This window comes from Novosphingobium mathurense, from assembly GCF_900168325.1.
Classification (GTDB): Bacteria; Pseudomonadota; Alphaproteobacteria; order Sphingomonadales; family Sphingomonadaceae; genus Novosphingobium; species Novosphingobium mathurense.
Window position 1 is genome coordinate 205,356 of record NZ_FVZE01000006.1, and the last position, 12,517, is coordinate 217,872.

10 protein-coding genes are annotated in these 12,517 nt (G+C 66.6%); 5 read left to right on the forward strand and 5 right to left on the reverse strand.

What is annotated here, in order from left to right; genetic code table 11:
• On the reverse strand, positions 1–1,470 hold the full coding sequence (locus B5483_RS17465) for a helicase HerA domain-containing protein (RefSeq protein ID WP_054946107.1): 1,470 nt from the start codon (positions 1,468–1,470) through the stop codon (positions 1–3).
• Between the two features lie 198 nt (positions 1,471–1,668).
• Between B5483_RS17465 and adh the strand changes: the two genes are divergently transcribed.
• The 4 genes from adh (at position 1,669) to B5483_RS17485 (ending at position 7,203) form a co-directional block, all read left to right on the forward strand.
• Positions 1,669–3,189 (forward strand): aldehyde dehydrogenase, encoded by a 1,521-nt coding sequence (gene adh, locus B5483_RS17470; protein WP_054946173.1) that lies wholly within the window; start codon positions 1,669–1,671, stop codon positions 3,187–3,189.
• A gap of 124 nt (positions 3,190–3,313) precedes the next feature.
• Complete coding sequence (locus tag B5483_RS17475) at positions 3,314–3,733, forward strand: DUF779 domain-containing protein (protein WP_054946108.1); 420 nt, start codon at positions 3,314–3,316, stop codon at positions 3,731–3,733.
• 117 nt (positions 3,734–3,850) lie between these two features.
• Entirely contained in the window at positions 3,851–4,996 is a 1,146-nt protein-coding gene (locus tag B5483_RS17480; protein ID WP_176168098.1) for an FIST N-terminal domain-containing protein, read from the forward strand.
• Positions 4,997–5,001: 5 nt separating this feature from the next.
• Complete coding sequence (locus B5483_RS17485) at positions 5,002–7,203, forward strand: hybrid sensor histidine kinase/response regulator (protein WP_079731309.1); 2,202 nt, start codon at positions 5,002–5,004, stop codon at positions 7,201–7,203.
• Between the two features lie 50 nt (positions 7,204–7,253).
• On the opposite strand, the gene B5483_RS17490 is transcribed toward B5483_RS17485, so the two are convergent.
• From B5483_RS17490 to pedF, 4 genes are all read right to left on the reverse strand, one after another.
• On the reverse strand, positions 7,254–7,934 hold the full coding sequence (locus tag B5483_RS17490; RefSeq protein WP_176168092.1) for a response regulator transcription factor: 681 nt from the start codon (positions 7,932–7,934) through the stop codon (positions 7,254–7,256).
• Positions 7,935–8,000: 66 nt separating this feature from the next.
• Complete coding sequence (locus B5483_RS17495; RefSeq protein ID WP_054946110.1) at positions 8,001–9,743, reverse strand: methanol/ethanol family PQQ-dependent dehydrogenase; 1,743 nt, start codon at positions 9,741–9,743, stop codon at positions 8,001–8,003.
• A gap of 261 nt (positions 9,744–10,004) precedes the next feature.
• Positions 10,005–10,898, reverse strand: coding sequence for a substrate-binding periplasmic protein (locus tag B5483_RS17500; RefSeq protein WP_079731310.1), 894 nt, complete (start codon positions 10,896–10,898; stop codon positions 10,005–10,007).
• A 3-nt stretch (positions 10,899–10,901) separates the two neighbouring features.
• Positions 10,902–11,345 carry a cytochrome c-550 PedF gene (pedF, locus tag B5483_RS17505; RefSeq protein ID WP_054946112.1) on the reverse strand — a complete coding sequence of 148 codons (444 nt, stop codon included), beginning with the start codon at positions 11,343–11,345 and terminating at the stop codon, positions 10,902–10,904.
• Between the two features lie 168 nt (positions 11,346–11,513).
• Here pedF and B5483_RS17510 point away from each other — a divergent pair, with 168 nt between their 5' ends.
• Entirely contained in the window at positions 11,514–12,515 is a 1,002-nt protein-coding gene (locus B5483_RS17510) for a PQQ-dependent catabolism-associated beta-propeller protein (RefSeq protein ID WP_079731314.1), read from the forward strand.
• The last annotated feature ends 2 nt before the right edge of the window (positions 12,516–12,517 follow it).

The window sequence follows — 12,517 nt, forward strand, 5'->3', positions numbered from 1 at the left end:
TTACGCCTCGACGGGTGCCGTCGTCACGCCCAGATCGGGCAGGCCGACCGATCGCTTGCCCGAAAAGTCGGTACGCACCACGATCAGTCCGTCCTTTTCCAGGTAATCGAGCAGGCGCTGAACGCGGCGCGGGCTGCTGGTGCCGTAGATGCGCGCCAGTTCCATGTCGTCGGGGCAAGGCTTGCCGTCCATCGCCGCGCGGGCGATGACGTAGAACGTCGCCAGCGCGTCGTCGGGCACGTGCTTGGCAAGGTTGAGCAGGTCGAGCCAGCGCTCGTCCTCCGGGTCCTCGATTCCTGCGAGAGCGGCGGCGAACCCGCGGCGGAACATCGTGGCGTCGAGGCCGCGGATCGAAATTCCCTTCATCCGGCAGCGGATCGTGAAGTCCTGGAACAGCGTGGTCGAGGACTGGAACGTGCAATCCTCCTCCTGCGCCATCGCATTGAGGATCTCGACCATTGCCGCGCGATTCTCTTCCGGCTCGGGTTCGGGCCGTTCGGGGCGCGGCGGCGCATCGGCGACACTGTCGGACGTCGCGATGCTGGCCGCGAGTTCCTCGACGTCGAGGCGCGGGCGCGGCGCCGGGCGCGGGAATTCGGGACGCTCGGGCTCGACGTGGAGGTCGGCGTGGAGCAGCTCGCGCATGTCCTCGGTGCTGGCGGTAGGCAGCGGGGCGAGGCCGGGCGTCACCGACTTCGCGCCGGTCCGGACCGAGCCGATGTTCACCGCGACCGGGCGGCGCGCGATGGCCGGGCCGAGGCCGAGGAACTGGCCGCGCGCAAGATCGCGGATCTGTTCGGCCTGACGGCGCTCCATGCCCAGCAGGTCGGCAGCGCGCACCATGTCGATGTCGAGGAAGGTGCGGCCCATCAGGAAGTTGGATGCTTCGGCCGCGACGTTCTTGGCCAGCTTGGCGAGGCGCTGGGTGGCGATCACCCCGGCGAGGCCGCGCTTGCGCCCGCGGCACATCAGGTTGGTCATCGCACCCAGCGAGATGCGGCGGGCTTCCTCGGAAACTTCGCCGGCGGCGGCGGGCGCGAACATCTGCGCCTCGTCGACCACCACCAGCGCCGGGTACCACTGCTCGCGCGGGGCATCGAACATGGCATTGAGGAACTGCGCGGCGCACTTCATCTGCTGGTCGATTTCCAGCTCGTCGAGCGCAAGGACGACCGAGGCGCGGTGCTGGCGGATGCGCGCGCCCAGCCGGACGATCTCGGCCTCGCCATAGGCGGCGCCGTCGATCACGACGTGCCCGAATTCTTCGGCGAGGCTGACGAAATCGCCTTCGGGATCGATCACCACCTGCTGGACGATGGAGGCGCTCTCTTCGAGCAGGCGGCGCAGCAGGTGCGACTTGCCGGACCCGGAATTGCCCTGCACCAGCAGGCGGGTCGCGAGAAGCTCCTTGATGTCTATCCTGATCGCCTCCCCATTAGGGGTCTGGCCGATGACGATGTCTGCACTCACCGGTCCTGCATTAAGCAAGCGGTGCCGGGGAATCAAAGGCGCGAGGGGCTTTTATCCATAGCTTGGGGTGTCCCGGCGGCCTGCGGCGCGGTTCGCCGCCGTCGCGGCTCTATCGGTCCAAGGTACAATTGGCGGGCCATCCCGACAGGCGCACAATGCCCATCGAAACTTCATGCCAGAACATGAATGGAGATTGGGATGCTGGAACAGGCCATGAGCAGATTCACCGGCGATTCGCTGATTCGCGAGCGCTTCGACAACTTCATCGGCGGCAAGTGGGTGGCCCCGGTCCGGGGTGAGTATTTCGACAATATCTCGCCCGTCACCGGCCAGGTCGTGTGCCAGGTCGCGCGCGGCACGGCGGAGGACATCGAACTCGCGCTCGATGCTGCCCATGCCGCCCGCGAGGCATGGGGCCGCGCCTCCACCATCGAGCGTTCCAACACCCTGCTGAAGATAGCCGACCGAATGGAAGCCAATCTCGACAAGCTGGCGCTCGTCGAGACGATCGACAACGGCAAGCCGATCCGGGAGACGACGGCTGCCGACATCCCGCTTGCGATCGATCACTTCCGTTACTTCGCCGCCTGCATTCGCGCGCAGGAAGGTTCGCTGGCAGAGATCGACCACGACACCGTGGCCTATCACTTCCACGAACCGCTCGGCGTGGTCGGCCAGATCATCCCGTGGAACTTCCCGATCCTGATGGCGGCCTGGAAGCTCGCTCCGGCGCTTGCAGCGGGCAACTGCGTCGTGCTCAAGCCGGCCGAGCAGACGCCGATGGCGATCATGGTCCTGGCCGAGCTGATCGCCGACATCCTGCCCGCCGGTGTGCTCAACATCGTCAACGGCTTCGGCATCGAGGCCGGCAAGCCGCTTGCCACCAACAAGCGCATCGCCAAGATCGCTTTCACCGGCGAGACGACGACCGGGCGCCTGATCATGCAGTATGCGTCGGAAAACCTGATTCCCTGCACGCTGGAACTGGGCGGCAAGAGCCCGAACATCTTCTTCGCCGACGTGATGGCGCAGGACGACGATTTCCTCGACAAGGCGCTCGAAGGCTTCGCCATGTTCGCACTCAACCAGGGCGAGGTCTGTACCTGCCCGAGCCGGGCACTCGTCCACGAATCGATCTACGACCGCTTCATGGAAAAGGCGATCGCCCGGGTCGAGGCGATCAAGCTGGGCAGCCCGCTCGATCCTTCGACGATGATCGGCGCGCAGGCATCGAACGACCAGCTCGAGAAGATCCTGTCCTACATCGACATCGGCAAGGGCGAGGGCGCCAGGGTCCTCACCGGCGGCGAACGCTTCGTGCAGGACGGTGAACTGGCCCAGGGATACTACATGCGCCCGACCGTCTTCGAAGGGCACAACAAGATGCGCATCTTCCAGGAGGAAATCTTCGGCCCGGTCCTATCGGTCACGAAGTTCGCCAGTGACGAAGAAGCGCTCGAGATCGCCAACGATACGCTCTACGGTCTGGGCGCGGGCGTCTGGAGCCGCGACGGCACCCGCGCCTATCGCTTCGGTCGCGGTATCCAGGCGGGCCGCGTGTGGACCAACTGCTACCATGCCTACCCGGCCCATGCGGCCTTCGGCGGCTACAAGCAGTCGGGCATCGGCCGCGAGACGCACAAGATGATGCTCGACCACTACCAGCAGACCAAGAACCTGCTGGTCAGCTACAGTCCGAAGGCACTCGGCTTCTTCTGATGCCTTCGGCCCGGGCCTTATCGGGCTTGCCGGTGCCGGTCTTCTCTCTCCACCAGCCAACGACCGGCACCGGAACCTCTGCAACGGCGGGTGGCCATGCGGCCATCCGTCGCCTTTTCGCGTCATGAGCGCCCCCGTGCCACCGCGCATCCTTGCCACGCCAGAGGCCGAGGCGTGGATCGAGCGGCTGCGCGCCAGGCATGGCGATCTCATGTTCCACCAGTCGGGCGGGTGCTGCGACGGATCTGCGCCGATGTGCTTTCCCGCCGGCGAGTTCCGCGTCGGCGGGCAGGATGTGCTGCTGGGCACGCTGACGGGCGACACCCCGGTCTGGATCGGCGCGGCGCAGTTCGAATACTGGCGCCATACGCAGGTCACCATCGACATCGTGCCGGGACGCGGATCGGGCATGAGCCTGGAAGCGCCCGAAGGCGTGCGATTCATCATCCGCTCGCGCGTGTTCAGCGATGCCGAGGCCGAGGCGCTGGCGGCAGCGGGAGAGCCCCGCCGCGGCGATGCGCCGCCGACAGGCGCAAGCGGATAGAACCGACAGGAATGCCCGAATTTCCTTGGCGGTCCGTCGGCAAGGCCCTAGAAATTCGGGAGATCGGCACTCGCTCGCAAGACAGAAGCGGGGCCGATGGGAGACAGGCGAATGGACATGGAAGTGCAGCATGGCAAGGATCGGCTGGTGGCCAGCACCTCGCGCGCCGAGGATCCGGTGGCGGCCGTGGCCGAACTTGTCGAAGGGCTGGAGGGGTGCGAACTGGCTGGCGGTCTGCTGTTCTGTTCGCACCGCTACCCGCGCGACGACCTCGCCCGCGAACTGGGCCGGGCACTGCCGGGTGTTCCGCTGGTCGGCTGTACCAGCGCGGGGGAACTGACCGATCGCGGCTATGACACCGACAGTCTGTTGCTGATCGGCTTTCCGGCCTCCAGCTTCTCGATGGCGGCGCTGCGCTTCGACGATCTCGACCATTTCGATCCGCGGGCGGCGCAAGGCGCGATCCGCCAGCTCGTTTCGGGCGCGCGGCTGGATCATGGCGCGGCCGGCGATCTGCACCAGGTCGCGCTGTTCTTCGTCGATGGCCTTTCGCACCGCGAGGAACTGCTGACGATGACGGCGCAACACGCGCTGGGCGATGTCCAGCTGATCGGCGGGTCGAGCGGAGACGACCTTGCCTTTGCCGAGACCGCGGTGCTGCACGAGGGTGAATTCCATTCCGATGCGGCAGTGATCGCGTTGCTCACCAGCAGGCGGCCGATGCACGTCTTCAGCGCCAGCCACTACCAGCCGGGTCCGGCCAAGATGGTGATTACGGAAGCCGATCCGGAAACGCGCACGGTCTACGAGATCAACGCCGCGCCTGCTGCGGAAGAATACCGGCGGCTGGCCGGCAGCCCGGCCGAGACGCTCGACGTCCATTTCTTCGCCGCCCATCCGCCGATGGTGCGCACCGGCGGGCAGTACCATGTGCGCTCGATCCAGTCGGCCAACCCCGACGGCAGCCTGACTTTCTATTGCGCCATCGATACCGGGGTGGTCCTGACCATCGGCGAGCCGGTCGACCGCATTGCGTGGCTGCGCGAACTGTTCGGCAAGGTCGGCGCGCGGGTCGGCGAAATCGACCACATCATCGGTTTCGACTGCGTTCTCAACCGGCTGGATGCCGAGGACCGCCAGATCTCGCGCGAGATATCCGGGCTCTATTCCGAGTTCAACGTGCTGGGCTTCAGCACCTATGGCGAGCAGTTCCTGGCCGCGCACATGAACCAGACTTTCAGCGGCCTGGCGATCGGGCGGTGACGGCGATGGGCACAGCGGCGGATACCGGCGAGGTGGAAGAGCTGAAGCTGCGGATTGCCCGTCTGGAAAAGATCAATGCTGCGCTGATGGACCGGGTCGAGCGCTCGACCGACATTCAGGGCGGGGCCTTCTCGATGTTCGAGACGGCGATTTCCCTGGAGGCCATGGTGCGCGACCGCACCGGGGCACTCGAGGAAGCGCTCGGTCGCCTCAACGATGCGAATGCCGAACTGGCGGCCGCCCATGCCGCTGCAACATCGGCGCGAACCCTTCTGCGCGATGCGATCGAGTCCCTGAGCGACGGCTTCGCGCTGTTCGGCAGCGACGACCGCATGATCCTGTGCAACCGCGCCTTCCTGAAGATCTTTCCCTATTTCGAGGACATCAGCGATGCCGCGCCGGAGTTCTCGCAATTGGCCTCGCATCTTGCCCAGTCGGGCGCGGCCTTGGCGTCGCGCGATGCGCCCGAGCGTTGGCTGCAGGACCGGGTGGCGCGCCATCGCCTGGCGCAGGGCGCGCATGTGCAGGCGCTGTCGGACGGGCGCTGGATCCAGATCAACGAACTCAAGACCAGCGACGGCGGCACCGTCGGGATCTACACCGACATCACCTCGGTCAAGGCCGAGGACGCCCGGCAGCGCGCCCGCGAACTGGCCGAACGCAACCTCGCGCTGCAGGCCACGCTCGATACCCTGTCCGAAGGCGTCTGCCTGTTCGATCCGCAGCGGCGGCTGCAGGCGTGGAACGAGGGCATGCTGACGATCCTCGGGCTTGGCACGGATGCGCCGGGCAACGGTCTCGACAACCACGCTGCGCTCTCCGAATGGTGCATCCTCAAGCTCGGCCTCGACCGGCCCGACGCTCTCGACTGGCGCGAGGGCGGGGCCGCGCAGGTGGCGACCCAGTGCATGATCGGCGAGCGGCATTTCACCGTGCGATCGGTTCCGCTCAAGAACGGCGGCATGGTCTTCACTTTCGACGACATAACCGACCGCGTGCGGTTCCAGCGCTCGCTGACCGAGACGGCCGAGACGCTTGAACGCCGGGTCGCCGAACGCACTGCCGAACTCGTCGACCTCAACCGGCAGCTCGTCGAGGCGAAGAACGAGGCGGAGACGGCCAACCGTTCGAAGACCAGCTTCATTGCCGCGGCCAGCCATGACCTGCTCCAGCCGCTCAATGCCGCGCGACTGTTCGTTTCGGCGATGGACGGGCATGACATGCCGGCCAAGTCGCACAGCCTCGTGCAGCAGGCATCGACCGCGCTGGACTCGGTGGAGGACCTGCTCGAAGCGCTGTTCGAGATCTCGCGTCTCGACGCCGGGGCGATCCAGCCCGAGTTCACCGATCTCTCGCTCGACCAGATCCTGCGCGCCTTGCGCATAGAGTTCGCCCCGCTGGCGCAGGCGGGCAACCTTGTCTTCGATGTCCCCGAAACGGAGCTGTGGGTGCGCAGCGACCATCGCCTGCTGCGCCGCGTACTGCAGAATTTCGTGTCGAACGCGATCCGCTACACCGAAGAGGGCAGCGTTGCGGTGGAGCTGACGCTGGAGGGCGATCACGTCGTCGTTACCGTGCGGGACACCGGGCCCGGCATTGCCGCATCCGACCGCGACGAGATCTTCGAGGAGTTTCGCCGCATCGGCAAGACGCAGAAAATCCCGGGCAAGGGGCTGGGCCTTGCCATCGTGCGGCGCGTCACGACGATGCTGGGCCACGAGATCGGCCTGGAAACGGCGCCCGGAGAAGGGGCGGCGTTCTCGATCCGCCTGCCGCGCGCGGAACCGGCCGCACTGCCGACCGAAGCGCGGCCTGCCGCCGTGAACGGCTCCGGCGAAGCCGGGGGCCTAGTGCTCGTCGTCGACAACGACCCGGCGATCCTGTCCGGCATGGAAGCCCTGCTGGAGAACTGGGGGCTCGATGTCGTCGCCGTCGGCGATCCGCAGGACCCGGCTGCGCTGGCTGCGCTGCAGCAGGGGCCGGCCATGCTGATCGTCGACTACCACCTCGATGACGAGGTGACCGGCGATGTCGCGGTTGCCCAGCTGCGCGAGAAAGCAGGCTCGCAAGTACCGGCGATGGTAATTACGGCAGACCGCGGCGAGGAGACCAAGGCGCAGCTTGCCGGCCTGTCGCTTCCGGTCCTGCACAAGCCGGTGAAACCTGCGCAGTTGCGGGCCCTGTTGCGCCAGCTTGAGGTGATCTGAAAAGGCGCGGTTCGTCGAAGGACGGGGGTCTTGGCGCTATCTGACGCCGATCACCCCCTGAAACCGACCTTGCCGGCCATGATCACCGCCTGTGTGCGGCTGAAGACGTTCATTTTCTGCAGTATCGCGGAGACGTGGGCCTTCACCGTCGTCATCGAGACGTCCAGCTCGTAGGCGATCTGCTTGTTCAGCCGCCCGGCGACGAGATGGCCAAGGACGACGCGCTGCTGCGGGGTGAGGCTGTCGATGCGCGCGCGGATGAGGTCTTCTTCCGCGGCTTGCGTATCGTCGACCTCCAGTTCGGGCATGTAGATCTCTCCGGAGAGGACCTGTTGCAGGGCATCGACGATCGCGGCGCGCTTCAGTGACTTTGGCACGAAGCCCGCTGCGCCGGCGGCCAATGCATCGCGCACCACGTTGCGGTCGCACACGCCCGAGACCATCACGACGGGGGTCGCGGGAAAGTCGTCGCGCAGGCGCTCCAGTCCGGAAAGGTGCGAGACGTCGGGGATGTTGAGGTCGAGCAGCATCAGATCGACGTCGCCCGATGCCGAGAGCACCTGCAGGGCGCTCTCCAGACAATCCGCCTCGAGGATCTCACAATCCGGGAAGGTATCGTCGAAGATCGAGCGCAGTCCGTCACGGACCAGCGAATGGTCGTCGACGATCAGGACGCGGTCCGGTGCGGTGAACTCTTCCATGGTTCTGTCCCTGGCGACCAATATGCTCATGAAGTTAACCCGGGGAGGTTGGGCGCGCCAGTCCCGGACTGGCGCGCCGGTTGCCGTGCTGACCGCTTACTTGGGCAGCTTGAACACCCAGAGCATGCCGCCCTGGCTGATTTCCTTGAACGTCTTGGCGACTTCGCCGCCCCAGAGCGGCACCGCGCCGCCCCAGCCTGACATCACCGCGACGTACTGTTCGCCGTCCTGCATCCAGGTGATCGGCGAGCCGACGACGCCCGAGCCGGTCTGGAACTTCCACAGTTCCTTGCCGGTCTTCGCGTCGAAGGCCTTGAGGTAGCCCTCCGGCGTGCCGGTGAAGACGAGGTTGCCGTGCGTGGTCAGCACGCCGCCCCACAGCGGCGCCGCGTTCTTGTATTCCCACACGATCTTGCCGGTCTTCGGGTCCATCGCACGCAGGGCGCCGATGTGGTCTTCGGCGATCGGCCTGATGGTAAAGCCCGCGCCGAGGTAGGCCGCGCCCTTCTTGTAGGCGATCGGTTCGTTCCAGATGTCCATGCCCCAGTCGTTGGAGGGCACGTAGAACAGGCCGGTATCCTGCGAATAGGCCATCGGCATCCAGTTCTTGCCGCCCAGGAACGAGGGCGAGGCGAACACCGACTTGCCCTTGTCCGGACCGGCCGGTGCGCCGGGACGGTTGGCATCGACGTAGTTGGGACGGCCGGTCTTGAGGTTGATGCCGTTCGCCCAGGTCGTCTCCATCACGAACTTGTGCGCGCCCAGAAGCTTGCCGTTGCTGCGGTCGAGCACATAGAAATAGCCGTTGCGGTCGGCCTTGGCGCCCAGCTTCATCGGCTTGCCGTTCATCGTCGCGTCGAAGGGAATGAATTCGTTGACGCCGTCGAAGTCCCAGCCGTCGTGCGGGGTGGTCTGGTAGTGCCACTTTATCACGCCGGTATCGGCGTCGATGGCCAGGGTGGAACTGGTATAGAGGTTGTCGCCCGGGCGCAGGTGGCTGTTCCACGGGGCCGGGTTGCCGGTGCCGAAGAACAGCAGGTTGGTGCCCGGGTCATAGGTGCCCCCCAGCCATGTGGCGCCGCCGCCCGTCTTCCACATGTCGCCCGGCCAGGTCGCGCCGGTCTTGCCGGTCACGCCGTTTTCCCTGCCGTTGAGCATGCCCATGTGGCCTTCGATGGTCGGGCGCGACCAGATCAGCTCGCCGGTGTCGACGTTGCGCGCCTGCACTTCGCCGATGATCCCGAATTCGCCGCCGGAATTGCCGGTGATGACCATGTCCTTGACGATCAGCGGGGCGGCGGTGGCCGAGTAGCCGGCCTGATAATCGGCGAGCTTCTTGTTCCACACGACCTTGCCGGTCTCGCGGTTGAGCGCGATGAGGTGCGCATCGAGTGTGGCGAAGATCACCTTGTCGCCGTGGATCGCGGCGCCGCGGTTCACGACGTCGCAGCACGGCATGATCGCATCGGGCAGGCGGGCGTTGTATTCCCACTTCTTCTCGCCGGTGCGCGCGTCGAAGGCGAAGAGGCGCGAATAGGAACCGGTGACGTAGATGGTGCCGTCATAGACCAGCGGCTGGGCTTCCTGCCCGCGCTGCTTTTCCCCGCCGAGCGAGGCCGCGAAGGCCGGCACGAGCTTGCTGACATTGTCGGCGTTGAGCGTGTCCAGCGGCGAGAAGCGCTGCTGCCACGGCCCCAGGCCGTAGCTGAGAACGTCGCCGGTGGATTCAGCATCGTTCATGAGGTCGGCGCTGGTCGGTCCGGCCGCGTGGAGCGGTACGGCTATCGTACTGCCAGCCGCGGCGAGCACCGCGATGAGTTTTGAGAAACGCCGCTTCATCCTATCCCTCCTTGTTGCTTATGCGCCGAGTTCAGGTGCCGGTAATCGACCTGTTGCCCCCGGACGTCGAAAGTCAGCCTAGTCGTTGGAGAGGGGCGGACAATTGAACCTTGGGACAAGACGAGTGGGGTATGCGCATCTTCGGCAAAGCTTCGAAGGGCGCACCGCAAGGGCGGCCGGAAGCGGGCGGGTCACGCGGATGTCAGGTAAGGATGCGGTTCGGGGGACGCCGGTCGCAGTCGGCGTCCCCGTCCCCCTGGTTCACGAAGCGGAGGGCTGGGCGGCAAGAGCCGGCTGCCACTCGACCCCGTGTCGAGCGAAGATCGTCTTCATCCGGCCGTCCGCGGCCATGGCCATGATCTCTTCCTCGAGGACGAAGCCGAGCGAGCGGCTGTTTTCCTTGACCGCGATGCCGATGTCCCAGCCCGGCGAGAGCATCGCGGGCAGCGGTCCCTTGCGCTTGCGGATCGCGGCATCGGGATGGTCGGCAAGCGCGGCCTCGATCTGCGCGCGGCTGGCGACGGCGAAGTCGGCCTTGTCCTCGCCCAGCGCCGCGACGGCGGCATAGCCGCTCGGCAGGTGGGTCACGTCCCTGGCAAGAATGCCGCCGAAGCTGCCCAGCAGGTAGAAGTCGGGGATCGAATCCAGTTCGGCCGCCAGTCGCTTGCCGTGCATCTGGACGGGTGGGGCCTCGCAATCGCCGATATCGGCCGCGCAGGCCGCGCCGAAGCTCTCGCGGTAATAGGGCGCCAGGAACACGACGTTATCCTCCTGCGCCATGATCTGGCGGTCGAACGGCACGTGCAGCATCACGTCGCAGCGCTGGAAGCCCAGCAGGCCGCCGCGCCATACCACGTTGCGCAAGTCGTCCGACAGCTCCTCGTCGGCCGGGAACAGCGCGATGTCGGCGCGCACGCCGAGGTGTTCGGCCAGCACGCGGGCGAGCTCGACATCGATCCCCGAGGGCGTGCCGTCCCGGTCCCACGACCAGGGCCGGTTGTCGGCATAGAGCCCGACGCGCAGCACGCCCAGTTCGCGGACTTTCTCCAGCGGGGCGGCGAGCAGGGGTGCCGGGCGCAGGGCGGCAGGCAGGGCGAGCGCGCCGAGCGCGCCCGCCAGCCCGGTCAGGAACGACCTGCGGCTGTCGCCTGCCACCGGTCAGTCCTCGGTGTGCTGGGTTTCCAGCCAGGTGCGGATCGCCCAACCGGCCTTTTGCCCCAGCACATCGCCGAAGGGCGGCATATAGACCTTGCCGTCGTGGCTGGAGCCGTGGCGGAAGCGTTCGACGAACCATTCGTCTCCCGATGCACCCAGTTCGAGATAGCGCAGGTCCGGCGCGATACCGCCGGAAATCGCCTGCAGGCCGTGGCAGCGCGCGCAGTTCTGGCCATAGGCGGATTCGCCGATCTCGATGGCCTTCGGGTTGCCGGTATAGGGGTTCTCTTCGAGCCAGTGGTCGTTGCCGCCGTCAATATCGGGCAGGGCGCTGGTGTCGACCGCCTGCGGGGTTACGTTACCGTGCGCATGGAGGTTGCCGGCGATGGAGAAGGAAGCGATGGCCGCCGCGCCAAGCAGGGCCGAGCGGCCGATTGTCAGTTTCATGGTCAGTCATCCTCTGCGACTTGCGGCCTTGCGACTTCGGATTGCCTCCGGTTGCCGCCGCCTTGTTGCCGTTCTGGATAACCGAGAGCCGCCCGCCGCCCCAATTGGACTATGGTACCAGACCAAGGTGCAATTCCCCGCAGGCCGCCAGGTGGTAGGCTTGCCCCCATGGAGAGATGCCTGAACCGGATCGCGCTGGTCGCTTGCGCCGCGCTCTCGCCGCTCGTTTGCGCCGCACCCGCACTTGCCGGGGACCAAAGCGCCGCGACCAGGGCCTATGTCAGCAATGAGCGTTCCTCGACGGTCACCGTTGTCGACCTCGCCAGTGGCAAAGCCGTGGCGAACTGGCCGGTGGGCCATCGCCCGCGCGGCATCGCGCTCACCCGCGACGGCAAATACCTGCTGGTCTGCGCCAGTGCCGACAATGCCGTGGAAGTGCGCGATCCGCAGACCGGGGCGCTCGTCTCGGTCCTGCCCTCGGGCGCCGATCCGGAGCAGTTCTTCGCCTCGCACGACGGGAGGCTGCTGTTCATCGCCAACGAGGACGATGGCGCGGCCACTGCAGTCGATCTCGCCAAGGGTCGCCTTGCCTGGCAGGTTCCGGTCGGGGAAGAGCCGGAAGGGATTGCCGAAAGCCCCGACGGCAAATGGCTGCTCGTCACCAGCGAGGAGGACGCGACCGTCGCCTGGATCGACCTCGCCACGCGCGAAGTGATCGAGGAAATGGAGACGCAGACCCGGCCACGCCACGTCGAATTCACGCCCGACGGCGCCCACGTGTGGGTTGCCGCGGAAATGGCGGGCGTCGTCCAGATCGCCGATGTCGCGAGCCGCTCGGTAATCGCGACCATCGACTTCGCCCCGCCCGGCGTGCCGGCATACAAGGTCATGCCCTGCGGCATCCGCTTCACGCCCGATGGCCGCACCGCCGTCGTCGCATTGGGGCGGGCCAATGCCGTGGCCGTGGTCGACGTAGCCAGCCGCAGGGTGCGCGGCTACATCGCCGTGGGCGAGAGGCCCTGGCACCTGGCGATCCTGCCCGGCGGCAAGCGTGCGCTCGTCGCCAATGGCGGCAGCGACGACCTTTCGGTGGTCGACCTCGAGGCACTGGCGGTCACGGCGACGATCCCCGCGGGCGAAGGCCCCTGGGGCGTCGCGCTCGGCCATTAGCC

Bases quoted from the DNA above. Each gene is read 5' to 3' on its own strand.
- adh (WP_054946173.1), top strand. From the start codon at position 1,669: ATGCTGGAACAGGCCATGAGCAGATTCACCGGCGATTCGCTGATTCGC.
- B5483_RS17475 (WP_054946108.1), top strand. From the start codon at position 3,314: ATGAGCGCCCCCGTGCCACCGCGCATCCTTGCCACGCCAGAGGCCGAG.
- B5483_RS17480 (WP_176168098.1), top strand. From the start codon at position 3,851: ATGGAAGTGCAGCATGGCAAGGATCGGCTGGTGGCCAGCACCTCGCGC.
- B5483_RS17485 (WP_079731309.1), top strand. From the start codon at position 5,002: ATGGGCACAGCGGCGGATACCGGCGAGGTGGAAGAGCTGAAGCTGCGG.
- B5483_RS17490 (WP_176168092.1), bottom strand. From the start codon at position 7,934: ATGAGCATATTGGTCGCCAGGGACAGAACCATGGAAGAGTTCACCGCA.
- B5483_RS17495 (WP_054946110.1), bottom strand. From the start codon at position 9,743: ATGAAGCGGCGTTTCTCAAAACTCATCGCGGTGCTCGCCGCGGCTGGC.
- pedF (WP_054946112.1), bottom strand. From the start codon at position 11,345: ATGAAACTGACAATCGGCCGCTCGGCCCTGCTTGGCGCGGCGGCCATC.
- B5483_RS17510 (WP_079731314.1), top strand. From the start codon at position 11,514: ATGGAGAGATGCCTGAACCGGATCGCGCTGGTCGCTTGCGCCGCGCTC.